The following is a 25,009-nucleotide window of genomic DNA, read 5'->3' on the forward strand; positions in this document are numbered from 1 at the left end:
AGTGTCCCCTTGCCCCGCGACAGGGCAAGGTACTTTTGGTGGGTGCATCGGCCGATCAGCCGATTGCGACTTTCTTGGCTGTGTCATAGACGTCGCCATCATCGTCGTACCAGGTGAATTTGAACTCGCCGGCCTCGGGCACGGTGGCGTCAAATTCAAAGTAGGGGTTGGTCGAGATGGCAGGCTCCATGGTCACGTCGATCACCGACACACCGTTGAAGTCGCAGGTGAAGCGGTTGATGATCGAACGCGGAATGACGTTGCCTTCTTTGTCCTTGCGCTGACCGGATTCCATTTTGTGTGAAATCAGGGTCTTGATGGTGATCGCCTCACCAGCAGCAGCGGTTTTCGGGACCTTGACGCGGGGTTTTACACCAGATGCCATGTTCGTATTCTCCTAGATCTTAGTGGTCGCAATCCCGAACCGCGAAACCGGTTACCACTTTCGCTGGGATTGCTCCGTACTTAGCCGCCGCAGCCGCCGATGGTGACCTTGATGGTCGAGGACGCCTTGACGAAGGAGCCATCTGCCATTTTGGCGATGGCAACAACGTCCTGGGTGCCTGCCAGGCGAATACGGGTCGAGGCCGCTTGCGATGCGGCACCGGGACCAAAGTTGAAGGTCGCCACGCCGGGTGTCGGGTTGCCGGTTGCCAGAACGATGATCGCGGCGGCGCCGGGTGCGCTGACGCTGATCGGAACGGTGTTGCCGTTCTCGGCAATCTCGGGTGCGGTCAGCTCGATGCCGCCTTCGCCAACATCAGCGCCACCGGTGAATTCTGCCACGGCGTCATCTGCCGCGGCCTGCACGCGGAAAGGCAGAACGGTCAGAAGCGCCGCGCCTGCTCCGAGTGCCAGAGTTTCACGTCTCGTGAAGTCCATCTGTATCTCCTTGGGATTTCTTGTCTCGACCCTGATCACTCGTCTTTCAGAGTCATCAGGAACGCGACCACGTCTTCGATTTGTTGCGCGCTCAAAAGTGGATCCAGCGGGCCGTCAGGTGCCTTGCCGGTATAAGCCTTGCCGGGGCGGGTGAAGCCATCAACCTTGTAGTAGGCGGGCATCACGGTGCCGTCATAGGTGCGTTTGGCGTCCGACAGGATGCCGCGCAGTTCGGCTTCGTTCCAGCGGTCGGCCACGCCATCCAGCATGGGACCAACTTCGCCATGGAACGGCGCTTCGCTCAGGGCGGTGACCTCGTGGCAGGCAATGCAGTTGCCAAGCGACTTGGTCGTCATGATCTTGGCGCCGTTCGCCGCGTCGCCGGCGGCGCCGGACAGTGATGCCTCGACCGCGCCATCTTCGGTGAACGCCACATCCGCAGGAGCAACCATGCCCCCGGCAAAGGCTGCGCCAGCCGCGAATGTCGCCACCAGTGTCAGAGTTGTAAGCTTCATGTTTCCTCCCTCGGGCTACCTGTGTTCGCTGGGTAAGCTCGGTGTACCGTAGTCGACCGGATATGCTGAACGCAACAACAAATTCATAGAAATGAATTATTGACTGTATTTTCGGGAAAAGAGGCAGGCTTTCCACATGTTATAAATGCGCGAAAACCTGCGCAACAATAAAACGCGGACGTTTTAGTGGCCTGCCCCGTCGCCGCGTTCACGAATCATGCGGGCGTGGTAACGCTGAAAATCTTCCTCGGATTGATCGAGGTAGCGCTCTTCCAGAACCCAGGTCAGCATGTCGTTGGTGGTGCCGCCCTTGAAGGCGCCGGGCAACACCGCGACGGCCTGCTGCATGGCGGATTTTTCGGGGTCCATCACGGGCGGCAAGAAGACCATCGTGGGCGTGAACATCACCCCCCATTTACGCGCTGCGGCGCGCTCTTCCAGCGCCTCGCCATCGGTGTCGACCATCTCGTTCGCACCATAAAGGTCCAGTTGGATGGGAAAGTAATCCTCTTCCAGCATCTTCATCACGCGCGGATCGAGAAAGGCGTCTTCGTGCATCGCCTTGCAATAGATGCAACCGCGCTGTTCAAAGATGAGCACCACGCGTTTGCCTTCTGCACGCGCCTCTTCATAGTCTTCCTGCAGGTCCTTGAAGGTGTCCCGGAACCAATGGGTTTTGTGCAGCCCGTCGTCGCCCAGTTCAGCGGCAACAACCGGTGCGGCCATCACCAGCGCGGCCAGCGCCATCACGAGTTTCTTCATGTCGTTTCCTCCCGTTGCATTCAGATTAGCCCAGCCCCGTCATGCCGGGGACATAGCGGATCAGCCAGTCGGCAATGATGTTGACGGTGTTGGTGGCAATGAGGAAGGCAAAGAGCAACAGCATGCCTCCCATGACTTTTTCGACGTAAGGCAGGTATTTGCGGTTGCGGTGCATCCAGCGCAGGAACGGCCGGGCAAAGAGCGCCGCGATGATGAAGGGCGCGGTCATGGCCAGACCATAGACCATCAGCAGGAGCGCGCCGCGCCACAGATCGCCCATGCCCGAGGCCACCATGAGAATCGACGCAAGCGCCGGACCGACGCAGGGCGTCCAGCCAAAGCCAAAGGCCAGCCCCATGACATAGGCGCCGATGACGGTGGTGGGCTCGGACTTGGTCTCGATCCGGGCCTCGCGGTAAAGCAGGCCGATGCGGATCACTCCGAGAAAGTGCAGGCCAAAGATGGCCAGGATGCCCGCCGCCACATAGGAGAGCGGCTGTTTCCACTGGGCAAAGGCCTGCCCCAGCGCGGTGGCCCCCATGCCAAGCAGCACAAAGATGGTGGTGACCCCCAGCGCGAAAAAGATCGCCGAGATCACCAGCCTGCGCTGTGCTCCCGGCTGAATGGCGCCGTCGCCCTGCAGCTCGGACATGGATATCCCGGCCATGTAGCACAGATAAAAAGGTACCATCGGCAGGATGCAGGGCGTAAAGAATGACAGCAGTCCGGCCAGCGCCGCCCCTGCAAAGGAAATCTCGAGCACGTCGCTCTCCTTGATCTATGCACATATTCAGATTATGTTGTGCGTTATAGGTTCGTCAATGAAATGGGTTCCGTCCATGCGTAATTTTCTTGCCGCTGCGTCAGTTCTGCTGTCGACCGCCCTGCCCGTCTGGGCCGTAGAGCTGGTCATGGTCGAGCAGCCGGGCTGTTATACCTGCAAACAGTGGAATGCCGAAATCGGGCCGATCTATCCAAAAACCGAGGCAGGGCTCTTGGCGCCGTTGCGGCGCGAACAGTTGCGCCAGAAACCGGCTGACCTGACATATGCCCGCGCGGTCAACTTTACGCCGACCTTTATCCTGATCGAAGACGGGCAAGAGATTGCCCGGCTCGAAGGCTACCCGGGCGAAGATTTCTTTTGGTGGCATATTGAAAACCTCCTGGCGGAACACGCCGGGTTCAAAGGTGCGACCAAGTAAAACCGTGACCGGGTTGCGACACCCGGTCATGGCAAAAAACCTGAGGAAACCTGCGAAGGTTTCATATGGAACTGGTTTGATGTAAGGCGCAGTCAAATCAGGTGACGCGAAACAACGCGCCTGTAATCGGGGATGCGGCTGACCGGCGCCAAGACCGGCATGCCGCCGTGATATGTCCGCACAGGGTACGGGCATGCAAAAAAAGGAAAGACCATGGCACTTCCGGTGTTCACGGACGACATAAGTGACGACGAGATGGACCGCATGGTGGACAATGCCACCACGGCGTCAAACTTCTTGAAGGCGATCAGCCACGAAGGCCGGCTGATGATCCTGTGTCACCTGGTCAGCGGCGAAAAGTCGGTGACCGAGCTCGAAGAGCTGATCTCGGCGCGTCAGGCGGCGGTTTCGCAACAATTGTCCCGCCTGCGGCTCGAGGGGCTGGTTGTCCCGCGTCGCGAAGGCAAGACCATCTATTACCGTTTGGCAGATCACCGTCCGCGCCGTATGCTGGAAGTGGTCTACGATCTGTTCTGTAACGACGACAGCTGACATCACCCCCCGGATCAGGACCGTCGCACCGTTTCTGCGAGAGAAAGGCCCCGATCATGTTGGCACTGCTTGAAACTCTTGGAGACAGCAACACCGTTGCGCTGTTTGGCGCGCTTGGCGGCCTGTTGCTGGGACTGGCCGCGCGCGTCGGCCGCTTTTGCACATTGGGCGCCATCGAAGACCTGCTCTATGGCGGGTCGGCCACGCGCATGCGCATGTATGTGCTGGCCATTGGCGCCTCGATCCTCGGGGCCTTTGGCCTGATTGGCATGGGCGCGCTCGAGGCGGAAAACTCGTTTTATTTCTCGATTCGCTGGATGCCGCTGGCCTCCGTGGTGGGGGGCTTGATGTTCGGCTATGGCATGGCTCTGGCGGGCAACTGCGGCTATGGCGCGATTGCGCGGCTGGGCGGCGGGGATCTGCGGTCTTTCGTGATCGTGCTGGTGATGGGCGTGTCGGCCTATGTGGTGCTGGCAGGCCCTCTGGCGCCATTGCGCAACATGGTGTTCCCGCAAGTGGATGTGACCGCACCGGTGCCGCCGGGCATTGCCCATCAACTGGGCGCCTTTACCGGCCTCTCGCCTGTACTGATCGGCATGGCCATCGGCGCGGCGATCATGATTGGTGCCCTGGCCTCGCGCGCATTCCTGAAAGATATCAGCGCGATTTTCTGGTCATTGATGGTGGCCGTGGCGGTGATTTCCGGCTGGTGGGGCAGCCAATGGGTCGCCACCAACGGCTTTGACGCCCTGCCGCTTGTCTCGCACAGCTTCTCAGCCCCGGTTGGGGAGACCATCCTTTATGCCATGAACGGCTCGGTCCGCCCGCTGTCCTTTGCCGTCGGCTCAGTGGCGGGCGTCTGGGTCGGAGCCTTTATCGGCTCGACCATCAAGGGGCATTTCCGCTGGGAGGCCTGCGAAGATCCGCGCGAGCTGCGCCGCCAGATCTTTGGCGCGATGATCATGGGCGCAGGCGCAATCCTCGCGATTGGTTGCACGGTGGGTCAGGGCCTGACGGCGTTTTCACTGCTGGCCTTTTCGGCGCCTGTGACCTTCCTCGCGATCTTTGCCGGGGCCGCCATCGGCCTGCGCCAGCTGATCGAAGGTTTTCAACCAGCCGAATGACCGCCGGAGATATACATGAGATCTTTTGATGAACTCTACGCCATGGCCGCCGAGCGCAAGGGCGGCAAAGAGGCGCTGGAGGACATGATCCCTCTGCCCGACCCAAAGGTGACCGAGATGCCCGAGGACCGCTGGCTGGCGGTGATGACAAAGTGCATCTTTCAGGCCGGGTTCAACTGGAAAGTCATTGAAACCAAATGGGATGGGTTCGAGGCCGCCTTTCATGGCTTTGACGTGGATCGCTGTGCATTCCTGCATGATGAGGACATGGATCGGCTGATGGCGGACAAGGGCATCGTGCGCAATGGCCCCAAGATCCGCACGGTGATTGAGAACGCGCATTTCCTGCAATCCCTGCGCAATGAGGGCGGCGCGGGCGCGGTGCTGGGGGGCTGGCCCTCAACCGACTACATCGGCCTGCTGGAGCGGATGAAAAAGGATGGCGCGCGGCTGGGGGGCATGAGCGGACAATACGCGATGCGCTTTGCGGGGCGCGATGCCTTTATCCTCAGCCGCGATGTCACCGCACGGCTGATCGCCGAAGGGGTGATCGACAGGCCCGCCACCTCGAAAACCGCGATGCGGGCCGTTCAGGGCGCGTTCAACACGTGGATGGATCAGTCCGGCCGCGGGTTGACCGAGATCAGCCGCATCCTCGCCTTTACGCTCTGACCCTGCTCTTCGTATTGCCGAAAATACTCCCGCCGGAGGCATCCGCCCCCGCCCCAAACGCCATGCGTCAGGCTCTATCCACTCCCCTGGTAGGTCGGACAATTTTGTCCGACCTACGGTTGCAGGGTCTCCAGATAGGCCAGAAGTGCCGCCAGCTTGCGCGGGGTCGGGGTGAGCGTGCCGTCTTCGGTTTCCACGGGCACCGTGTCACCCTCGAGCATCTCGCCAAAGGCGGGCATCACCGCCTGCACGTCCGGGTGCGCGGCATAGCCGTCAATCTTGCTCAGCACTGCCGAAACCGGGAAAACGCCGCCGTTTGCCGCCGCAAGCCCGGTCAGATCCGTCGGTGGCGGGTTCTGTGTTGCGGCAAGCGCGCCGTCGCCCTTGCCCGACAGACCATGACAGGATTCGCAATTGGCCTCGTAAACCCGCTCCCCGTCCAACTGGTCCGGCATTTCTGCCGAAGTACAGGCCCAGAGCACCGCCAGCATCCCCACAAGCGCCAGTGCCAGCCTCATTGCTGCACCGTTTCAAGATAGCGCACCAGGTCCACAATCGCCCGGCTGGTCAGGATAGGTTGCCCGTTTTGGGTTTTAAGCGCCCCGGCACCCCCTTCGAAAAAGTGACCATAAACCGGCATCGGGCTGCCATGGGCCACCAGCGGGTCGCGCCCGTCGATGCGTTTCACCACACGCTCATAGGGAAACACACCCTCATTGCCCGAGACCAGCGTCGTGAGGTCTGCGGGTTTGATCGTCATCACGCCCGCCATCGGCCCGTTGCCGTCAACCTCCAGCCCGTGGCAGGCGGCGCAATGCTCCAGATAGAGCGCCGCGCCCTCTTCGGCGTCCGCTGCCAAAAGCGTGGTCGCCGCGAGGGACAGCCCCAAAGCCGCCCCCAAATTCGAACCAAGTCGTCGCATCTCATCCTCCTCTACCGGCGCTAGGGTCCGGGTTTATCCCTGAAGGGACTCCAGATAGGTTAACAAAGCCCCAAGTTTGGCCTCTGCAATCGTGCCGCTGCCCGCCACATCCGAAAATGCCGGCATGGCACCGCTGAGGTGGTCGCCGCGCCTGTCGCCTGTGATGGCGTCACTGACACGCGACCGGGGAAAGTCGCCACCATTGTTACGGGTGAGCGTGGTCAGGTCCGGCGGCGGGATCAGCAGTTTGTCGACAAACTCTCCATCACCGTGCCCAGCCTCGCCGTGGCACATGATACAATGCTCATGATAGACCGCGCGCCCGACAGAAACGTTCTGCGCACAGGCCATCAATACCGTAACGGCGGCAAACCCAATAAAAGTCACTCCCGGACGCATATCCCCTCCTGCTCGTCTGCCCTGATTGTAGCCAACCTGAGGGCATTATCTTTGATTCCGATCATACGCTGTCCCGGCCAAAAGGGAATCGTCGTTTCGCCCATGAGCGGCACGACACCACGTCATTGCGGGGCAGACTGCGGTCGGGTGGTGACACGGGGGCCGTCACGGGCCATGGTTGGGCAAGACACCCCAAAGACGAGGCCGCGCATGACCCTGACCCCGACCCAAGCGCAACAGGTGCTAGACGACAACTTTGCCCCTTGGATCAAAGCACTGGACCTGACCATTGCAGACATCGACGCGACAGGCGCAACGCTGACCATGCCGATCACGCCGGACCTGGCGCGTGTGGGCGGCATCATATCGGGCCAGGCGCTGGCGGCGATGGCCGACACGGCGATGGTTTTTGCGGCCATGGGCCACCTGGGCGAGCCGCGCCCGGTGGCGACGACCAACCTCGACACCGTGTTCCTGCGCCCCGGCGTGGGCGAGATGATCCGCTGCCGCGCCGAGATCGTGCGGGCGGGCAAGGCGCTGATCTTTGCCCGCGCCACCATGACCGCGTCACCGTCCGGCAAAGATGTTGCCACCGCGACAGCCACCTTTTACGTGCCCTGAGGGATCAACATGAGCCAGACTTTTCAATATGCCGGTGTGATGCTGTTGGCCGGGATCGGCATCCCGGTTCTCGCTGCGCTGAACGCGGCGCTGGGGCAACGGCTGGGGTCACCGCTCGCGGCGGGTGTTGTTCTGTTTTGCGTGGCGTTGACTACGGCAATTTTTGTGCTGTTGGTGTCGGGTCAAAGCAACCTCTTGGCGGGATTAACCTCTTCTCCCAAGCATTTGTTTCTAGGCGGTGTTCTGGTGGCGTTTTACGTCCTGACCATCACCTGGATTGCGCCGAAGTTCGGCGTCGGCAATGCGGTGTTCTTTGTGTTGCTGGGACAGTTGATCTCGGCCGCGGCCATTGACCACTTTGGTCTATTTGGTGCGCAGGTCAGCCCGCTGTCGCTGGCCCGTGCAGGTGGCATCGCGGTCATGGCCGCCGGTGTGTGGCTGACCCAGCTGGCCTAGGCCGGAACAATCAGGCCGTTGTCCAGCCGCATTTGCCGATCCATACGCGCCGCGAGATCAAGATTATGCGTGGCAATCAAGGCAGATAGGCCGGTTTCCTTAACCAGCTGCATCAGCGCGCCAAAGACCTGATCCGAGGTGCCCGGATCAAGATTGCCGGTGGGCTCGTCCGCCAGCAAAAGCCGCGGTTGATTGGCCAGCGCACGACAGAAAGCCACCCGCTGTTGTTCTCCACCAGACAGCGCCGCAGGGCGATGGCTTGCCCGGTTTTCAACCCCAACCCGCCCAAGCAGATCACGCGCGCGGCCCTCGGCCTGCGCGTGCGTTTTGCCGTTGGCCAGCTGCGGCAAAACGATGTTTTCCAGCGCATTAAATTCGGGCAGCAAATGGTGGAATTGATAGACAAAACCCACATCCTGACGGCGTGCGATGGTGCGTCGGCGGTCCGACTTGCCGGTAAAGTTCTGCCCGGCAATTTCCACGGTGCCGCGGTCGGGCTGATCAAGCAGCCCAGCAATATGCAACAGGGTCGACTTGCCCGCACCGGACGGCGCGACCAGCGCCACAACCTCACCAGCCTGCAGTGTCAGGTCAGCTCCGCGCAGGACATTCACTTCTCCTGGCAAGCCCTTGTTATAGCTCTTTTCCAGCCCCTCAAGACGCAAGACGGTATCACTCATAGCGCAGAGCCTCCACCGGATTGAGCCGCGCAGCGCGGCGCGCGGGGAAAATCGTCACGACAAAGGACAATCCCAGCGACAAACCGACGGCGCTCAACACGTCTGCCATCTCAAGCCGTGCAGGCAGGTGATAAATGCCGCGAATGGCCGGATCCCAGGTGCCTCCGCCCATGATGTAGTTTACGAATCCGAACACCGGATCGATATAGATCGCAAACAGGCATCCCAGAACCACGCCAAAAACGGTTCCAAGAATCCCCGTAAAGGCCCCGCAGATAAAAAAGACTCGCAGCACCGACCCTTCTGTCAGGCCGACAGTGCGCAAAATCCCGATGTCGCGCCCCTTGTTCTTTACCAACATTATGAGGCCGGACACGATATTCATGGCGGCGATCAGCACGAGGATCGACAGGATGATGAACATCACGTTGTCTTCAACCTCAAGAGCACGCAAAAACCCGCCCGAGGCGTCGCGCCAGGTCCAGAGCAGCGTTCTTTCACCCCCGGCGCGGATCAGCGCAATGGCCAGATCCTCCACCGCTTCAGGCTCTTCAACCATCACTTCAATTTCGTCCGCCACCCCGTCACGATTGAAGAATTTCTGAGCCTCGGCAAAGGGCAGATAGGCGCGGGTGCGGTCGATGTCATAGCGGCCCGCTGAAAAGATATAGACCACCTCATAGGCATTGATACGCGGGCTGGTGCCAAAGGCAGTTTTCACGCCGTTGGGTGAAATCAGCTTGATCTTGTCGCCGACGATCACCCCCAATTCGCGCGCCACACCGGTGCCCAGCGCGATCCCCTGATCAAATCGATTGATGTCGCCCCGTCCGGTCGCCGGGTCAGCAATACGCGGCAACTCTTTCAGGTTTTCCAGTTCGATTCCATAGACTTCAACGCCAGAGTTACGGTTGCGCAGGTTGGCCATGACCTGCCCTTTGACCAGCGGCGCGGCGCGGGTCACGCCCTCAACCGCACGCAGACGCGCGGCCATGTCCTCATAGTCGTGGATGGAACGGTCAATGCGCCCGGATGCATCCACAACGCCCGACTGATACACGCTCACATGGGCATTTGCGCCCAGGATCGTGTCGACAAACTCGGCCCGAAAGCCCGAGCGCACCGCCAGCGTCGCAATCAGGGCAAAGACCGCCAGCGTAATGCCGATCAGGCTGATCCAGGTCATGACGCTGACACCGCCCTCGGCGCGGCGCGCACGCAAATAGCGCCACGCGATCATCCACTCAAAGGGTGCGAAAGGGGGGGGTGTGCCTGCCATGACTGCTCCGGCTTGTTCTTGGCGGCAACCTAGAGAGCGCGCGACTCGCGGTCAAGCCGACGTCGAAACGGCCAGCGGATCAGCGCAACACTGAGACTCATGATCCCCAGCCCCGCGATCAACCCGGCCCCGGAGAACACAAGCCCCTCAAAGGTCAGCGGCATGGCGGGGCGGAAATCCTGCCAGGCGGCTTCGGCAATCTCGCCATCGGTAAAGCGCCCCGCGTTATAGGCCCGCGTGAACGGCCCGGCCTCGCGCATGGCCTCAAGATCGCCCGCAAGACGGTCATGGCGCCCGATTGTCTCCACCATGGTATCGGCCCGTGCCGCCCCCATGGTGCCGCCCTTGGCAAGATCCACAAGCGCTGCCTCACGGCTCAGACCCACCTCGGCCGCATCCGCATCAAATTCAGCCACAACCCGGCCCAATTCATCCACGGCCCCCGCCAGGCGTTGCAGGTATTGCTGGGAAAACTCCGGGAATTGCGACAACCCGGCTGCGCCACTCAGGCCTCCGGCCAATACCACCACACGTGCAAACATGTTCACCCTCACTTTGCCCCAGCCTATCACCTCGTGCCCAACAAAAAAGGGGCACGAAACGCCCCTTCTTCATCTTGCCAAAAATACTCGCGCCGCAGGCAAATCCCGAGGCCCCACCCGGGGCCGAGATATCCAGCGCGCCCCTTGGGGCGCACAATTTGCTTACAGCCCGCGCACCATGTGGCCTTTGTAGATCTCCGCAACCTTGGCCAAGGCCTGTTCGGGCGGCATCTCTTCGCTCTCACCCGTGCGACGACAGGTCAATTCCACAACGCCATTTTTCAGCCCCCGCGGCCCCACGGTGATGCGCCAGGGCAGACCGATCAGGTCCATGGTGGCAAACTTGGCCCCTGCCCGCTCTTTGCGGTCGTCATAGAGCGGCTCAAGGCCCAGCGCGGTCAGCGACTTGTACAGCGCATCACAGGCGGCGTCCGCCTCGTCGTCCCCCTGTTTCAGGTTTACGATACCGCAGTGGAACGGCGTCACACCTTCGGGCCAGATAATGCCCTTGTCGTCATGGCTGGCCTCAATAATGGCGCCCAACAGACGCGAGACACCAATCCCGTGCGAGCCCATGTGCACCGGCACGGGCTTGCCGTCCGGACCTTGGACCGTGGCGCCCAGCGCTTCGGAGTACTTTGTGCCAAAGTAAAAGATCTGCCCCACCTCGATACCGCGCGCCACGCGACGGCGCTCCTCGGGCACCTCGTTGAACAGTGCCTCATCGTGGGTCTCATCGGTGCGCGCGTATTTCGAGGTGAACTCTTCCAGCACGCCCTGACACTGCTCGACACTGTCATAGTCGATCTCGCGGTCGCCAAAGGACAGGTCCGTGACGGCGCTGTCATAGAACACTTCGGACTCGCCGGTATCCGCCAGCACGAGGAATTCGTGGGTGTCATCGCCACCAATCGGGCCGGAATCGGCGCGCATCGGGATCGCCTGCAGGCCCATACGCTCGTAGGTGCGCAGATAGCTTACCAGGTGACGGTTATAGGCGTGCAGCGCGTCTTCTTTGGTGAGGTCAAAGTTGTAGCCGTCTTTCATGTAGAATTCGCGACCCCGCATCACGCCAAAACGTGGACGGATTTCGTCGCGGAACTTCCACTGGATTTGATAGAGGGTCAGCGGCAGGTCCTTGTAGGACGACACGTGGCTGCGGAAGATGTCCGTAACCATCTCTTCGGCGGTCGGCGTATAGAGCATGTCGCGGCCGTGACGGTCCTGCATCCGCAGCATTTCCTGACCGTAATCGTCGTAACGACCGGATTCACGCCACAGGTCGGCGCCCTGCAGGATTGGCATCTGGATCGGAATGTGACCGGCGCGCATCTGCTCTTCGTGCACGATGTTCTCGATCTTGCGCAGCACCTTGAAGCCCATCGGCAGCCAGGAATAGATCCCGGCGCTTTGCTGTTTGATCATGCCAGCGCGCAGCATGTAACGGTGGCTGACGATCTGCGCCTCGGCGGGCGTCTCTTTGAGGACAGGCAGGAAATAGCGGGAGAGGCGCATCTCGGGTCTCTTTCTAAGGTAGTCGGGTCGCAGGGTCGGTCCGCGCCCATGAATTCATCGTCCAGCGGTTTAGGCCAGCCCGCGCGCCCTGACAAGCGCGTGCAGGCGTGAATCCAGCAAAACAAGTGACAGAAGCGCATCAATAGTGTCAGATTGGACCTATCGGTTGGGTGCGAGGGGTGTCGCGCAGGCCAGACGAGGAAGTGAGCTATTGGAACCCGTCGCTTTTACGTATGAAATGGCCGTCGTTTTGGCCGTGCTGGGCCTGACGGTCTTTTTGTTTGTGTCAGAATTGATCCGGATCGACCTGACCGCGATCCTGGTTCTGGTGATTGTCGGGCTCTTGTCTTATGCGCCGGGGCTGGACAACCTGGCTGATGTCAATCAGCTGTTTGAGGGCTTTGCGTCCAACGCGGTGATCTCGATCATCGCGGTGATGATCCTGGGGTCCGGGCTGGACAAGACCGGGATCATGAACAAGGTCGCCGCCAAGATCCTGAAGGTGGGCGGCGGCACCGAGGCGCGTATCCTGCCCATCGTCTCTGGCACTGTCGGGGTGATTTCCAGTTTCATGCAGAACGTCGGCGCCGCAGCCCTGTTCATGCCGGTGGTGAGCCGGATTTCGGCGCGCTCGGGCATTCCGCTGTCACGGCTTTTGATGCCCATGGGGTTCTGCGCCATTCTGGGCGGCACGATGACCATGGTCGGCTCATCCCCGCTGATCCTGCTGAATGACCTTGTACGCTCGGCCAATGCGAACCTGTCGCCCGAGATGCAGATGGAAGAGTTCGGATTGTTCTCGGTCACGCCCATCGGGGTGGTGCTGATCGCGACCGGAATCCTGTATTTCCTGCTGCTCGGGCGTTGGGTGCTGCCCGACACGCAGAGCCTGTCGGATGCGACCTCGGGCAAGGACACCAAGGATTATCTGAAGCGGGTATATGGTATTCGCGCCGATGTGTTTGAGGTCGAAGTGCCGGAAGACAGTGATCTGGTGGGCCAGATCATCGCAGACATCAACCACGAGCATCACCTTTACATCATTTCCACCAGCTATCGCGGCAAGGTGTCGATGCTGCAGATCCTGACCGCAGAAATTGCTGCGCCCTGTCGGCTGGCGATCATTGGCAAGGGGCGCGTCGTCGAGGAGTTTGCCGAACAATACGGATTGCGGGTGCTGCCTCAGCTCGAGGTTTTTTCGGAAGAGTTTGCCCTGACAAATGCCGGGATAGCCGAACTGGTGATCCCGCCGGACAGTGCCATGATCGGCAAATGCCCGCGCGAATTGCAGCTGCGCAAATCCACTGGAGTTTCGCTGTTGGCGATCCACCGTGGCGAAGAAACGCTAAGCCATGTGCAGACGCCCGAGCATGAGCCAACCCAGATCGGGCTGGTCGAGTTTCAGGCAGGTGACATGCTGGTGGTGCATTCGCGTTGGGAGGCGTTGACCAAGCTCAAGCAGAATTCGGACCTGATCGTGGTCACCTCGGATTTCCCGCAGGAAGAGTTGCGGCCGCAAAAGGTGGGCTGGGCGCTGTTGTTCTTTGTGATCTCGCTGGCGCTGATCCTGTTTTCCGATGTGCGCCTGTCCCTGTGTCTGCTAACGGGTGCGGTGGGCATGTTGCTGACGCGGGTCCTGTCGATTGACGAGGCTTATCGCGCGGTGGGATGGAACACGGTGTTCCTGTTGGCCTGTCTCATACCCCTTGGACAGGCGGTGCAGAACACCGGAACGGCGGCGTGGATTGCGCAGGTGGTGCTGGGCGTGCTGGATGGCTGGCCCATTTGGGCCCTGCAGGCCGGTGTGGCCATTCTGGCGACCGGGTTTTCACTGGTCATGTCCAATGTGGGAGCAACGGTGCTCTTGGTACCGCTGGCGATCTCAATCGCGGTGGCAGCGGGGGGCAACCCGGCGATTTTTGCGCTGACGGTGGCGATCTCGACCTCGAACAGTTTCATCATTCCGACGCATCAGGTGAATGCGCTGGTGATGGGGCCTGCGGGCTACAAGGTAAAGGATTTCATCCGCTCCGGCACCATCATGACGGTGTTGTTCCTGGTGGTGTCACTGGTGATGCTGAACGTGGTGTTCTGAGCCGGACGGGGGGAAGCGGTTTCGAAACCGCTTGCCAAGGCGTTTCGAAACGCCTTGTTCCGCCGCTAGCCGTGACCGAAACGATCCGCGGCCATGAGCTTTTCGTAATTCTCATCGTCAAAGGGCATGGCGTCACCCTTGTCGATGTCAAAGAGCGTGCGCTCCACGGTGGTCAGCGCCCCAAGATAGACATGCAGACCATTGCAGGGTGTCTCTGACACACAGGTGACCGAGTGGATCGCGTTGGGCCCAAAGGACAGCGCATCGCCGGGGCCAAGAAACACATCCGAGCTTTTGCGCAATCCGCCTGCGGGGTCGGCGTTGAAGAAATCGTTGCGCTCGCGCCCCCGAAACACGCCGATCGACCCTGAGAGCTGGTGGTCATGGGCAGGCACGGACATGCCGGGATGAAAATGGCAGTACCAGATGGATACGGTGTCATCTTCAAAAAGAATCACATCATCACCCGGATCACCAAAGGCGCGCGCGGCGGCGTCGGGGTCAGCCACCACCTCTTCGACAATGGCGCGCACTTTGGCGCGGGCCTCGGGCGTTTTGGCAGCGGCGCGCAGGCGGGCAACGATGTCGTCGATGTTCAATGGCTCGGGCATGGGTGTCCCCTGTCTCAAACTCTGTTCACAATGGATATTTGCCCAATGCGACCCGGTGGGTCCAGCGATTAGAAACACAATCAATTGCGCGGGTGCAGGTCGCGCTGCCGCCCAAATGGGGATGAAGGCGGCAGCGCACATGTGATCGAAGCCAGAACAACAGCCCCAACCCCAAGGTTCCAAATATGCCCAGACCGGAAAGGACGCCGGTTGGGCAACCACTCACGGAACACTCCAAGTATGGCACCTTTTTACGGGAAACGGAACTGTGGAAAACCACAGTTGCTTGTGGCCGGATCGCGCCCGGAGGCGATCAGCCCTGCACGAACAACTGGTTCAGAAAGCTGACCTTGGCCACCGCGTGGGCCGTGGTTTCAACGGCCAAAGCCTCGCGGGCCCGGCGCAGGTGTTTCTCAATCGCGCTGCGTGACAGGGCCGTGATTTCGCAGATGTCGCGCAGGGATTTGCCATCTGCCAACAGCTCGAGGATTTCGCGTTGGCGTGTGGTGAGACGCGCGCCGCTGACGTCGAGCGGCATCTGGCTGAGTTTCAGATGCAGGGTCTGGGCAATCGCCATGAGGCTTTCGCCATGTTGCGCCCAATGCGCATCGACGTCCCCCTGAGACACGCCATGCTGCGCGGCCATGCCCATCGCGCCCTTGGAACGGGGCTGGGTGACCGGGAAGCTGACCGTGTAGCCCGCACGCCGACGCCCCGAGCCAAGCTGATCCATGACCTTGCATTCGCTGGCGCTGAGACGCCCGGCGGCGCGTTCGGCGTGTGCCCAGCCCCAACTGCAGGCGCCGCTGTTCTCGCGCACCCAACGGAAATCGGCGCTGCGCAGGTAGGCCCCGCTTTGATGAAAGGCACGCACGGCCTCGGGAGAATGGGTGCTGAGGAAAAACGCGTCATCGGGGTCGCCAATGCCAACCCCCACCCGGTAGCGTGTAAAACCGTAGTTGACCCGTTCGAACCCGAACTGTTGCAGGGCGGTGGTGCCTTCGCGCCAGGCATCCTCGACCGTTTCGGCGGCCCCAATCTGGCAAATCGCCCGCACAGTGGCCTGCGGGGACAGGCTATGGAGGCACTCGGAAAACTCATCTGACCGCAAAGGCATACTATTATGGTTAGGGTCATGACCCCGGCTTGTCGAGACCCGGGAGGCGGCGGGCGGGGCGGAACAGCCACAGCAATCTGCACAGAAACGCCGGTCGGCCCTTGAAAAGCCAGCCCATTTGATAAATCCATGAGGGGTGGTTTGAATAAGAGGTTTTCACATGGCGTTACCAGTTCGACAGCAGGTCACTTATTGGGGCATCGCCATGGGCGTGTTTGTGCTGGCGCTGTGGTACCTCGGCGACATCATGCTGCCCTTTGTGCTGGGGGGGGCGATTGCCTATTTCCTGGATCCGGTGGCGGATCGGCTGGAAAAGATCGGGCTGAGCCGGGTCATGGCCACGGTGCTGATCACGCTGGTTGCACTGGTGGCGGCGGTGATCCTGTTGCTGGCGGTTGTCCCAATGTTGATCGAGCAAACCATCGCGCTGGTTGAAACGGCACCGCAACTGGCCACGGATTTGCTGACCTTTATCAACACGCGATTTCCGGACCTGCTGAAAGAGGGTTCTGTTGTACAAAGCTCGTTGCAGTCCATCGGAACCGCGGTAAAGGAACATGGGGGCGAGCTGTTGCAGGGTGTGCTGAGCTCGGCCATTTCGGTGATCAACGTGGTGGCCTTGATGGTCATCGTGCCGGTGGTGGCCTTTTACCTGCTGCTGGACTGGGACAAGATGGTTCAGGTCATCAACGACCTGTTGCCGCTGGACTATGCGCCGACAATCCGGCTGTTGGCCGGAGAGATTGATAACACGCTGGCATCATTCATTCGCGGCATGGGATCAGTCTGCATGATGCTCGGGGCCTATTACGCGATTGCCCTGATGCTGGTGGGGCTGCAATTCGGGCTGGTGGTTGGCTTTGTCGCCGGGGCGCTGACCTTCATCCCTTATGTCGGGGCCTTGATCGGCGGGGCGTTGGCCATCGGACTGGGCGTGTTCCAGTTCTGGGGTGATTGGGTGTCTTTGGGGCTTGTTGGTGGCATCTTTGTCGTGGGCCAGGTGATTGAGGGCAATGTGTTGACGCCCAAGCTGGTGGGCTCCTCGGTGGGGCTGCACCCGGTCTGGCTGATCTTTGCGCTGTCGGTTTTTGGCGCGTTGTTTGGCTTTGTCGGCATGTTGGTGGCGGTGCCGCTGGCCGCCGCGATCGGTGTGCTTGCGCGGTTCTTCATCGGGCAATACACCGGGTCGAAACTGTATTCCGGGCGCGCAGGTATGTCGCCCGCCAACACCGACGAGACACAAGACAGCTGAGATGCCTGAGCAACTGAACCTGACCCTGCCGGTGCGTACAGCGCTGGGGCGGGATGACTTTTTCGTCAGCCCCGCCAACGCCATGGCGCTGGGGCTGATCGAGGCCTGGCCAAACTGGGCGGGCGGCAAGCTGGTTTTGTCGGGACCAACCGGCGCGGGCAAGACTCATCTGGTGCATGTCTGGGCGGCGATGAGTGGCGCGCGCATTGTGGCGGCGCGTGATCTGCGCGAAGACGGCATTCCCGATCTTGCGCGGGGGCCGGTGGCGGTCGAGGATGTGCCGGAGATCGCAGACAGGCCAAACGCACAAAACGCGCTGTTCCATTTGCACAACCTCGTGCTGGCCGAGGGCCAAACCCTGCTGCTGACCGGCGAGAGCGATCCAAAGCATTGGGGCCTGACCCTGCCCGACCTGATGAGCCGTATGCAGGGCACCACCGTGGCGGCCTTGGAACAGCCTGACGACACGCTTTTGACGGTGGTTCTGGCCAAGCTGTTCCACGACCGTCAGTTGACCCCCCACCCCGACACCATCCCCTATCTGGTGCGCCAGATGGACCGGTCGTTCGAGGCGGCACAGGCCTTGGTCGAGGCGCTGGACCAGCTGTCCCTCAGTGAAAAGCGGCCCATTACACGGGCGCTGGCCAGGCGGGTGATCGAGGCGGGCCAAGGCTGACGGGCGGGCACTGGACTCTCTGCAAAAACAGGCAGATACTTCGGTTTCTTTCACGTTTCCGTTACCCGCCAATGGCAGAGCTTGTCCATGACCCATGCTGACTTTTTGAAATCTGATTTTCCCGACCCCGTTGAGCTGCCAGATGTGGATCTGAGCGGTCCGGGGCGGTTTTACAATCGCGAACTGAGCTGGCTGGGGTTCAACTGGCGGGTGCTGGAGGAATCCGAAAATCCGCGTGTGCCGCTGCTCGAACGGTTGCGGTTCCTGTCGATCTCGGCCACCAACCTGGACGAGTTCTACACGGTGCGCGTGGCGGGCCTGCGCGAGTTGCAGCGCGAGGGGCATATAAACCCGGCGCAGGACGGGCTGACGCCGTCGGAGCAGCTGGTGCTGATCAACGAGGATGCGCGCAACCTGATGATGGCGCAGCAACGGATTTTCGGCGAGTTGCGCAAGGAAATGGAAGCCGAAGGCATCATCATCCTGGACCACACGGCAATTGACGAAAGTGACCGTGAATTCCTGTCGGACGTGTTCCTGAACCAGGTGTTTCCGGTGTTGTCGCCGCTGGCTATCGACCCGGCGCATCCGTTCCCCTTTATTCCCAACACAGGGTATTCGCTGGCGCTGCAACTGGAACGCAAAAAGACCAAGAAGGGTCTGAAAGCTCTGTTGCCTATTCCACAACAGATTGACCGCTTTGTGCGGTTGCCTTCGGACGAGGGCCTGCAGCGCTTTTTGCCGCTGGAAAGCCTGCTGTTGCTGCATCTCGACAGCCTGTTTCCCGGCTATAGCGCCAAGGGGCATTGCACCTTTCGGGTGTTGCGCGACAGCGATCTGGAGGTTGAGGAAGAGGCCGAAGACCTCGTGCGCGAGTTCGAGGTGGCGCTAAAGCGGCGGCGGCGCGGTGAAGTGGTGCGGCTGAAGATTTCCGCGAATGCGCCGGGCAGCCTGAAGTCGACGATCATGGATGAACTGCATGTTGGTCCCGATGAGATGGTCGAGATCGAGGGCATGATCGGTGTTTCGGACCTGAGTGAACTGGTTCTGGACGAGCGGGCGGACCTGTTGTGGCCATCCTTTGCGCCGCGGGTGCCTGAGCGGGTACAGGACCATGACGGCGACATGTTTGCCGCGATCAAGCAGAAGGACATGCTGCTACACCACCCGTATGAAACCTTTGACATGGTGGTGCGGTTTCTGAAACAGGCCGCAGCGGATCCGAATGTGCTGGCGATCAAGCAGACGCTGTACCGGACCTCAAAGAAGTCGCCCATTGTCGAAGCGCTGTGCGAGGCGGCGGAAGACGGCAAATCCGTCACGGCATTGGTAGAGTTGAAGGCGCGGTTTGATGAGGCTGCCAACATTCGCCAGTCCCGGCGGCTGGAGCGCGCTGGCGCCCATGTGGTCTATGGCTTTACCGAGTGGAAGACTCACGCCAAGATTTCCACCGTGGTGCGCCGTGAGGGCGACAGGCTGGTGACCTATACCCACTATGGCACCGGCAACTATCACCCCATCACGGCAAAGATTTACACCGATCTGTCGTTCTTTACCTGTGACGCTGCACTGGGCCGCGACGCCACCAAGGTGTTCAACTATCTCTCTGGCTATGTGCGCCCGGAAAAACTGGAAAACATCGCGATCTCGCCGCATTCGCTGAAATCCACGCTGATCGAACGTATCCGCGACGAGATGGAGCACGCCAAGGCCGGCAAACCCGCACAGATCTGGGCCAAGATGAACTCGCTCATCGAGCCGGAAGTGATTGATGCACTTTACGAGGCGAGCCAGGCCGGAGTTAAAATCCACCTCGTCGTGCGCGGCATCTGTGGCCTGCGTCCCGGCATCAAGGGGTTGAGTGAAAACATCCGCGTGAAATCCATCGTGGGGCGGTTTCTTGAGCATTCACGCATTGCCTGTTTTGGCAACGGCGCAGGTCTGCCGTCGAAAAAGGCACGTGTCTATATCAGCTCGGCCGACTGGATGGGGCGCAACCTCAACCGTCGCGTGGAAACGCTGATCGAGGTGACCAATGCCACCGTCAAGGCGCAGATCGTCAGTCAGATCATGGCGGCGAATCTGGCAGATGTGGCGCAAAGCTGGGTGATGAACCCCGATGGGTCCTTTGACCGTTGCCAGGTTCCGGAAGGTGAGTTTGCGTTCAATTGCCACAGGTTCTTCATGGAGAACCCTTCCCTGTCTGGCCGAGGCTCGGCCGGAGCGTCGGATGTGCCAAAGCTGACTCACACCGAAGATTGACCCGGGGCCGGGCCTGTCGCAGATTGGACAGCGTACCGGCATGGGGGACGTAATGGACGGAAGCAGCGACACCACGCAGGAGTGGGGGCCGTTTGGCAGACCGCTGTTTGACGACCCTTCGGCGCGGGCGCTTTCTCGGGTTGGCGTGGTTGATGTCGGGTCGAACTCGGTCCGGCTCGTGGTGTTTGACGGCGCCGCGCGCAGCCCGGCCTATTTCTACAACGAAAAGATCATGTGTGCGCTGGGGGCGGGTCTGTCGGAAACCGGGCGGCTGAACCCCGAGGGCCGCGAGCGCGCCCTGTCAGCGATCCGCCGTTTCCAGGAAGTCGCGCGCCAGATATGCCACGGAGAGCTGACTGCGGTCGCCACAGCAGCGGTGCGAGAGGCCAGCGACGGCCCCGATTTCTGCGAGGAAGTGCTGCGCGAGACCGGGTTGAAGATCCACGTCATCGACGGCGCCGAAGAGGCGCGGCTGTCGGCGCAGGGCGTTTTGCTTGGCTGGCCCGGCTCTTATGGGCTGGTGTGCGACATTGGTGGGTCGTCGATGGAATTGGCCGAGATTGACCGCGACTCGGTTGGCAAACGCGTCACCTCGGCCTTGGGGCCACTGAAGCTCAAGGATGTCAAAGGCGGCAAGAAAGGGCGGCGCGCCTATATCAACACGGTGCTGGACCAGCTGAAAGACGAGATGGGCAGCCAAAGAAACCGGTTGTTCCTTGTGGGCGGCTCGTGGCGGGCGATTGCCCGGATCGACATGGAGCGGCGCGGATACCCGCTGCGCGTGCTGCACGAGTACCGCATGAGCGCCAAGGCGATCAACGCCACGGCGCAATACATCAAGGACAACGATCTGGAAGAGCTGCGCCTGCGCTGTGGCGTCTCATCAAGCCGGATGTCGCTGGTGCCCTATGCCATTGACGTGTTGAAAGGCGTGGTGCGCCGGTTCAAACCGCATGACATCGCGGTCAGCTCTTACGGTATTCGCGAGGGCATGCTTTACGAGCAGATGCCGGACCGGCTGCGGCGCCGCGACCCGTTGATCGAAAGCTGCCGTTTTGCCGAGGTCAAGGACGCGCGTTTGCCGGGGTTCGGCAAGGCGCTTTACCAGTTCATCCAGCCGCTGTTCAAATCGGCGGACGAGGAACGCCGCCGCCTGATCAAGGCCGCCTGTCTGTTGCATGACGTCAGCTGGCGCGCGCATCCGGATTACCGCGCCGAGGTGTGTTTCGACAATGCGACCCGCGCCAACCTTGGCGGTATGCGCCATTCGGAACGGGTGTTCCTGGGGCTGGCGTTGCTGCACCGCTATCGCAACAAGCGCGAAGGCACGCGGTTCGAGGACATGTTCGACCTCTTGGACGAAAAGCAGCTGAAACAGGCCGAGGTGCTGGGCAAGGCGCTGCGGTTCGGGGCGATGCTGTGGTTGGACAGTTCGGCCGATATGGGCGAGTTGGTCTGGCGGCCGAAAAAGCGCGAGTTGCAATTGACCCTGCCCCCCTCGGCGGCGGCGCTTTATGGCGAGGTGGCAGAGGCGCGGTTTCAGTCGCTGGTCGATGCGCTGGAGGCCACCGGCTCGGTCACGGTTTTGAAATAGTCAGATATCTGTGGCGCCCTCATCGGCCCCTTGCGGGACCTCTTCGGGCTGTTTGCGGCGGATGATGATGTCACCGTTGGGCAGAACCTCGGGCGGGTGATAGGCGCTCCAGTCTTCGACCTGTTCCATCAGGTCCGCCAGAGCAGGGCCCATTTCCTCGGTAAAGGAGCGCAACGCCGGGCCGAGTTCATCCGCCCAGGTCTGCAACTCGTCCATGGTGGGTTCCATCTGCTTTTGCAGACCTTCCAGGAACAGCAGGATGCCGTCTTCCATCATCGAGCGGCCTTCGGGTGTTTCCTCGGCCATGACAGGCGAGGCTGCAAGCGCGGCGACGAGGGCGAGACGGGGCAAAAGCGTGACAGGTTTCATGCCCAGAAGATAGGGCGTCCCGGCCTTGATTTAAAGGTTCAGACGTCGATATCGAGCACCACGGGAAAGTGGTCCGACGCCACCAGCAGAGCGCCGCGCAATTCGGCCACGGCGTAGCAGTCGGGATCATCAAAGGGATGCCAGATACGCCAGTTGGGGGATTTGTCGCGCAGGTCGGACGAGATCATCACATAGTCCAGCAGCGCCTGCAGGTATTTCTTTTTCTCAGCCAGATAGAACCGCGAAGTCGAGGCCTTCGCGCCAAAGCGCGAGCGCATGGCCTGGCGGGCGTGGGGGTCATAGAGGCAATGCGCGCCGTCCTCGCCCATGATGATCTCGACCGAGGAACGCCCGAACAGGTCTTCGTATTCATCCAGACCCGGACCGTCGTTGAGATCACCCAAAACGATCAGGGGATCCCCCCGTTTCAGGTGGTGTTCGACCCTCTGGCGCAGCCAGATCGCCTGGGCCAGTTGCTTGCGCCGGTTGGCGATGGACATGCGCATGACCTCGTCCCGGCCCCGCGCGCCATGGGGGGCCTTGGATTTCAGATGCGCGCCAATCAGGCGAATGTCGTTGCCCCGGTCCGTGGTCAGCGCCACTTCGAGCGGGGGTTTGGAAAACCGCACCATGTCCTCGGTGGCGTCCACGTCCAGATCGATGCGGAACACCCCGTCAAAGCGGGGCGCGTCCCCTGCCCCTTTCTTGCCGGTCTCATGACCCAGGGGATCATGGCGCGCTGTCAGCTTTTCGGGGTCATAGAGCAGCGCAATTTCCTGTTGGGTGTCATTGCCAAACCCGATCAGGGCCCGGTTGCAACGCAGCTCAAAGGCGGCGGCAAAGTTTTCCAGCGCCATGACCGAGGAATGACGGCCGTTCTCATCCGGGGCCTCGATGATCATCACGGCGTCGGCGTCAATGGCGGTAAAGACGATGCCCAGCGCCTCGATCTGCTGGGCGCGGGTGACGTCCTGACGACCGGACCAGCCATCGTCCATCAACAGACGATCGGTGCTGTCAAACAGGTTGGAAAACCACTCGACGTTATAGGTGGCGATCCGCATCAGGCGGGGGAACCGTTGATCTCGTCCCAGGCGCGGTTGATGTCGATCAGACGTTTCTCGGCCAGTTTCACGGCCTCTTCCGGCACGCCGCGCGCGATCATGCGGTCAGGGTGGGTTTCGCGCACAAGATTGCGCCAGACCTTGCGGATGTCACTAAGAGGCATGTCTTGGGGCACACCGAGAATTGTGTAGGGATCGTGATCGGCATCCGGCACGAAGCGGGCACGCAGGGCGCGGAATTCGCGTTCGCTCATGCCGAAGATCTCGGCAACCCGCGCGAGAAAGGCGTCTTCGTTCTCGTGATATTCGCCATCGGCCATGGCGATATGGAACAGCCCCTCCATCAGGTCGAGGTAGCTTTCGTGTTCTTCCCCGAACAGCCCCTTGATACGGCTGGCATATTCTTCGAAACCCGCGACGTCCTGTCGGGCGAGATTGAACACCCGCGCGGCCCCGGCCTCGTCCTTGCGGGCGATCTGGAACACCTCGCGAAAGGCTGTGACCTCGTCCCGCGTGACCAGCCCGTCAGCCTTGGCCATCTTGGCGCCAAGTGCCACAACGGCAATGGCAAAGGCGACCGAGCGTTCGGGCGGCGCGCGCAGTTGTTCGAAAACACGGCTCAGGCTTTCGCCTTTGGACAGCGCCGAGAGCGCGTCGGTTATGCGGGTCCAGATCGACATGGGGGGGAATGTAGTGGCTTCGCCGGGGAATGTCAGTGCGACATCAGAGAATTTTCTGCATCAGCACAAGGTCCATCCAACGGTCGAATTTGCGGCCGACCTGCGGCAGACGGCCGGTCTCAGCGTACCCAAGTGCTGCGTGAAAGGCGATTGCCGCGGTGTTCTCGCCGCCGATGCCCGCCACAAGGACATGCACACCCTTGTTGCGCGCGGCTTTTTCAAGATGCGCCATGAGTTTGCGCCCCACCCCCTGCCCGCGCGCAGCGGCGGCAAGGTAGACGGTATGCTCCATGCTATGGGCATAGCCGACACCGCCGCGAAACTGAGAATAGGTCGCAAACCCAAGGGGTTGCCCATCGTTTTCCGCCACGAAGAATGCCCCGGCGCGGGCCGCGATCAGGGCCTGAACCTCGGCTGTCGTTTTCTCGACCGCGTTAAAGGTGCTCACCCCTTGGCGAATCTCACTGTTCCAGATCGCGGCAATCGCCAAAGCGTCCGCGTCGACGGCAGGACGGATGTTCATCGCAGGGTCCGCACACCCGAAGGCCCGTCGAACGTGGCCTGAAACGCGGCGTCTCCTGGCACGAAAACCAGCCGGTCATCGTGGATTGGCAGCGTCTGACGCAGCCAGGTGGCCTCGGGGTGGGCGATCTCGAACCGGGTCAGACGCAGGCCCACCGAAGGCAGGGTCAGGCCCGGCAGCTTGTCGGTCTGCCATTGGATCAGTGCCGGAAAGGCCCCGTCACAGGGCAGCTTGCCGGTTTCGGGCACCGCCATTTTCCAACGCAGATCTCCGCGGGTCAGAGAGACGGGCATTCCAGCGCCCTTGGGCACCTCTGAGAGCGTCGCCTCGAGATCCTCGACCCGGCAGATCCAGTTGGTGATCCGGGGTGCCCCGGAAAAGCTGTCGAGGTCAAACCAGCGCGGATAGCCCGGCGCCGGAACCGACGGATCGGCGGCAATGGCTTCGAGGTAGAGCCCATCCTCGAGTCCGATCAGACGGTTATGCGTGGCAAAATGCCCGTGCTGGCCGCCCGGCCCCATTTTCACGCCCAGTTTTTCCTCAACATGAGCAATAGCTTGGTCCAAAGTCAGGGCTGACACAGCAAAATGGTCAAATAACATGCGATTTCCCCAGTTTTTGGTATTGTGCCTGTGGGGCTATG

The 25,009-nt window shown here is 61.0% G+C and carries 30 protein-coding genes; 11 read left to right on the plus strand and 19 right to left on the minus strand.

All coding sequences use genetic code 11. From position 1 onward, the window contains the following. Positions 1 to 55 precede the first annotated feature (55 nt). The 5 genes from soxZ to EK369_RS10860 form a co-directional block, all read right to left on the minus strand. A complete protein-coding gene (gene soxZ, locus EK369_RS10840) occupies positions 56 to 385 on the minus strand; it encodes a thiosulfate oxidation carrier complex protein SoxZ (RefSeq protein WP_127114260.1) in 330 nt (109 codons plus the stop codon). An 80-nt stretch (positions 386 to 465) separates the two neighbouring features. Further along, positions 466 to 882 (minus strand): thiosulfate oxidation carrier protein SoxY, encoded by a 417-nt coding sequence (gene soxY / locus EK369_RS10845; RefSeq protein WP_127114261.1) that lies wholly within the window; start codon positions 880 to 882, stop codon positions 466 to 468. A 35-nt stretch (positions 883 to 917) separates the two neighbouring features. After that, complete coding sequence (gene soxX, locus EK369_RS10850; RefSeq protein WP_127114262.1) at positions 918 to 1,397, minus strand: sulfur oxidation c-type cytochrome SoxX; 480 nt, start codon at positions 1,395 to 1,397, stop codon at positions 918 to 920. Positions 1,398 to 1,580: 183 nt separating this feature from the next. Further along, positions 1,581 to 2,159 (minus strand): thioredoxin family protein, encoded by a 579-nt coding sequence (locus tag EK369_RS10855; protein WP_127114263.1) that lies wholly within the window; start codon positions 2,157 to 2,159, stop codon positions 1,581 to 1,583. A gap of 25 nt (positions 2,160 to 2,184) precedes the next feature. Beyond that, positions 2,185 to 2,922, minus strand: coding sequence for a cytochrome c biogenesis CcdA family protein (locus EK369_RS10860; protein ID WP_127114264.1), 738 nt, complete (start codon positions 2,920 to 2,922; stop codon positions 2,185 to 2,187). 76 nt (positions 2,923 to 2,998) lie between these two features. Between EK369_RS10860 and EK369_RS10865 the strand changes: the two genes are divergently transcribed. The 4 genes from EK369_RS10865 (at position 2,999) to EK369_RS10880 (ending at position 5,709) form a co-directional block, all read left to right on the plus strand. Beyond that, a complete protein-coding gene (locus tag EK369_RS10865) occupies positions 2,999 to 3,361 on the plus strand; it encodes a thioredoxin fold domain-containing protein (RefSeq protein ID WP_127114265.1) in 363 nt (120 codons plus the stop codon). 213 nt (positions 3,362 to 3,574) lie between these two features. Continuing rightward, the gene (locus EK369_RS10870; protein WP_127114266.1) at positions 3,575 to 3,913 is read left to right on the plus strand and encodes an ArsR/SmtB family transcription factor; all 339 of its coding nucleotides are present in this window, start codon (positions 3,575 to 3,577) and stop codon (positions 3,911 to 3,913) included. 65 nt (positions 3,914 to 3,978) lie between these two features. Then, positions 3,979 to 5,037: a YeeE/YedE family protein gene (locus EK369_RS10875; RefSeq protein ID WP_127114489.1), complete on the plus strand. Its 1,059-nt coding sequence runs from the start codon at positions 3,979 to 3,981 to the stop codon at positions 5,035 to 5,037. A gap of 15 nt (positions 5,038 to 5,052) precedes the next feature. Continuing rightward, positions 5,053 to 5,709: a DNA-3-methyladenine glycosylase I gene (locus EK369_RS10880; protein ID WP_127114267.1), complete on the plus strand. Its 657-nt coding sequence runs from the start codon at positions 5,053 to 5,055 to the stop codon at positions 5,707 to 5,709. A gap of 113 nt (positions 5,710 to 5,822) precedes the next feature. Here EK369_RS10880 and EK369_RS10885 read toward each other — a convergent pair whose 3' ends face one another. Genes EK369_RS10885 through EK369_RS10895 form a run of 3 tightly spaced genes read right to left on the minus strand, consistent with a single transcriptional unit; the run spans position 5,823 to position 7,030 of the window. Continuing rightward, complete coding sequence (locus EK369_RS10885) at positions 5,823 to 6,227, minus strand: cytochrome c (RefSeq protein WP_235871402.1); 405 nt, start codon at positions 6,225 to 6,227, stop codon at positions 5,823 to 5,825. Continuing rightward, positions 6,224 to 6,631: a c-type cytochrome gene (locus tag EK369_RS10890; protein ID WP_127114268.1), complete on the minus strand. Its 408-nt coding sequence runs from the start codon at positions 6,629 to 6,631 to the stop codon at positions 6,224 to 6,226. Before EK369_RS10890 ends, EK369_RS10885 begins: the two co-directional genes overlap by 4 nt. 33 nt (positions 6,632 to 6,664) lie before the next feature. Next, positions 6,665 to 7,030 carry a c-type cytochrome gene (locus tag EK369_RS10895; RefSeq protein ID WP_127114269.1) on the minus strand — a complete coding sequence of 122 codons (366 nt, stop codon included), beginning with the start codon at positions 7,028 to 7,030 and terminating at the stop codon, positions 6,665 to 6,667. Positions 7,031 to 7,240: 210 nt separating this feature from the next. On the opposite strand from EK369_RS10895, the gene EK369_RS10900 reads away from it, so the two are divergent. After that, on the plus strand, positions 7,241 to 7,651 hold the full coding sequence (locus EK369_RS10900) for a PaaI family thioesterase (RefSeq protein WP_127114270.1): 411 nt from the start codon (positions 7,241 to 7,243) through the stop codon (positions 7,649 to 7,651). Positions 7,652 to 7,660: 9 nt separating this feature from the next. Continuing rightward, complete coding sequence (locus tag EK369_RS10905; protein WP_127114271.1) at positions 7,661 to 8,107, plus strand: DMT family transporter; 447 nt, start codon at positions 7,661 to 7,663, stop codon at positions 8,105 to 8,107. Here the strand turns inward: EK369_RS10905 and EK369_RS10910 are convergent. The 4 genes from EK369_RS10910 to proS all read right to left on the minus strand — a co-directional run bounded on the left by EK369_RS10910 (position 8,104) and on the right by proS (position 12,123). Next, positions 8,104 to 8,787: an ABC transporter ATP-binding protein gene (locus EK369_RS10910; RefSeq protein WP_127114272.1), complete on the minus strand. Its 684-nt coding sequence runs from the start codon at positions 8,785 to 8,787 to the stop codon at positions 8,104 to 8,106. The genes EK369_RS10905 and EK369_RS10910 overlap by 4 nt on opposite strands. Further along, entirely contained in the window at positions 8,780 to 10,066 is a 1,287-nt protein-coding gene (locus tag EK369_RS10915) for a lipoprotein-releasing ABC transporter permease subunit (RefSeq protein ID WP_127114273.1), read from the minus strand. Before EK369_RS10915 ends, EK369_RS10910 begins: the two co-directional genes overlap by 8 nt. 29 nt (positions 10,067 to 10,095) lie before the next feature. Next, on the minus strand, positions 10,096 to 10,608 hold the full coding sequence (locus EK369_RS10920) for a DUF2937 family protein (RefSeq protein ID WP_127114274.1): 513 nt from the start codon (positions 10,606 to 10,608) through the stop codon (positions 10,096 to 10,098). Between the two features lie 162 nt (positions 10,609 to 10,770). Beyond that, positions 10,771 to 12,123 (minus strand): proline--tRNA ligase, encoded by a 1,353-nt coding sequence (proS, locus tag EK369_RS10925; RefSeq protein WP_127114275.1) that lies wholly within the window; start codon positions 12,121 to 12,123, stop codon positions 10,771 to 10,773. A 238-nt stretch (positions 12,124 to 12,361) separates the two neighbouring features. On the opposite strand from proS, the gene EK369_RS10930 reads away from it, so the two are divergent. Further along, positions 12,362 to 14,218, plus strand: a complete 1,857-nt coding sequence (locus tag EK369_RS10930; RefSeq protein ID WP_127114276.1) for an SLC13 family permease — start codon at positions 12,362 to 12,364, stop codon at positions 14,216 to 14,218. Between the two features lie 65 nt (positions 14,219 to 14,283). Here the strand turns inward: EK369_RS10930 and EK369_RS10935 are convergent, their stop codons facing one another. Both EK369_RS10935 and EK369_RS10940 read right to left on the minus strand, forming a co-directional pair. Beyond that, complete coding sequence (locus tag EK369_RS10935) at positions 14,284 to 14,829, minus strand: hypothetical protein (protein WP_127114277.1); 546 nt, start codon at positions 14,827 to 14,829, stop codon at positions 14,284 to 14,286. 313 nt (positions 14,830 to 15,142) lie between these two features. After that, positions 15,143 to 15,946, minus strand: coding sequence for a helix-turn-helix transcriptional regulator (locus tag EK369_RS10940; RefSeq protein WP_127114278.1), 804 nt, complete (start codon positions 15,944 to 15,946; stop codon positions 15,143 to 15,145). 160 nt (positions 15,947 to 16,106) lie between these two features. Between EK369_RS10940 and EK369_RS10945 the strand changes: the two genes are divergently transcribed. The 4 genes from EK369_RS10945 to EK369_RS10960 all read left to right on the plus strand — a co-directional run bounded on the left by EK369_RS10945 (position 16,107) and on the right by EK369_RS10960 (position 21,730). Continuing rightward, positions 16,107 to 17,198: an AI-2E family transporter gene (locus tag EK369_RS10945; RefSeq protein WP_127114279.1), complete on the plus strand. Its 1,092-nt coding sequence runs from the start codon at positions 16,107 to 16,109 to the stop codon at positions 17,196 to 17,198. A 1-nt stretch (position 17,199) separates the two neighbouring features. Then, positions 17,200 to 17,874 carry a P-loop NTPase family protein gene (locus EK369_RS10950; protein ID WP_127114280.1) on the plus strand — a complete coding sequence of 225 codons (675 nt, stop codon included), beginning with the start codon at positions 17,200 to 17,202 and terminating at the stop codon, positions 17,872 to 17,874. Between the two features lie 87 nt (positions 17,875 to 17,961). Continuing rightward, the gene (locus EK369_RS10955) at positions 17,962 to 20,136 is read left to right on the plus strand and encodes an RNA degradosome polyphosphate kinase (protein WP_127114281.1); all 2,175 of its coding nucleotides are present in this window, start codon (positions 17,962 to 17,964) and stop codon (positions 20,134 to 20,136) included. Between the two features lie 52 nt (positions 20,137 to 20,188). After that, positions 20,189 to 21,730 carry a Ppx/GppA family phosphatase gene (locus EK369_RS10960; protein WP_127114282.1) on the plus strand — a complete coding sequence of 514 codons (1,542 nt, stop codon included), beginning with the start codon at positions 20,189 to 20,191 and terminating at the stop codon, positions 21,728 to 21,730. On the opposite strand, the gene EK369_RS10965 is transcribed toward EK369_RS10960, so the two are convergent. Genes EK369_RS10965 through EK369_RS10985 form a run of 5 tightly spaced genes read right to left on the minus strand, consistent with a single transcriptional unit; the run spans position 21,731 to position 24,968 of the window. Continuing rightward, positions 21,731 to 22,099: a hypothetical protein gene (locus EK369_RS10965; RefSeq protein ID WP_127114283.1), complete on the minus strand. Its 369-nt coding sequence runs from the start codon at positions 22,097 to 22,099 to the stop codon at positions 21,731 to 21,733. A gap of 38 nt (positions 22,100 to 22,137) precedes the next feature. Beyond that, positions 22,138 to 23,163, minus strand: coding sequence for an endonuclease/exonuclease/phosphatase family protein (locus tag EK369_RS10970; RefSeq protein ID WP_127114284.1), 1,026 nt, complete (start codon positions 23,161 to 23,163; stop codon positions 22,138 to 22,140). Beyond that, positions 23,163 to 23,843: a molecular chaperone DjiA gene (locus EK369_RS10975; protein ID WP_127114285.1), complete on the minus strand. Its 681-nt coding sequence runs from the start codon at positions 23,841 to 23,843 to the stop codon at positions 23,163 to 23,165. The genes EK369_RS10970 and EK369_RS10975 overlap by 1 nt, the downstream gene beginning before the upstream one ends. 43 nt (positions 23,844 to 23,886) lie before the next feature. Continuing rightward, complete coding sequence (locus tag EK369_RS10980; RefSeq protein WP_235871403.1) at positions 23,887 to 24,366, minus strand: GNAT family N-acetyltransferase; 480 nt, start codon at positions 24,364 to 24,366, stop codon at positions 23,887 to 23,889. Continuing rightward, on the minus strand, positions 24,363 to 24,968 hold the full coding sequence (locus EK369_RS10985; protein WP_127114286.1) for a VOC family protein: 606 nt from the start codon (positions 24,966 to 24,968) through the stop codon (positions 24,363 to 24,365). Before EK369_RS10985 ends, EK369_RS10980 begins: the two co-directional genes overlap by 4 nt. Positions 24,969 to 25,009 lie beyond the last annotated feature (41 nt).

The sequence above is a fragment of the Shimia sediminis genome, from assembly GCF_003990645.1.
Classification (GTDB): domain Bacteria; phylum Pseudomonadota; class Alphaproteobacteria; order Rhodobacterales; family Rhodobacteraceae; genus Shimia; species Shimia sediminis.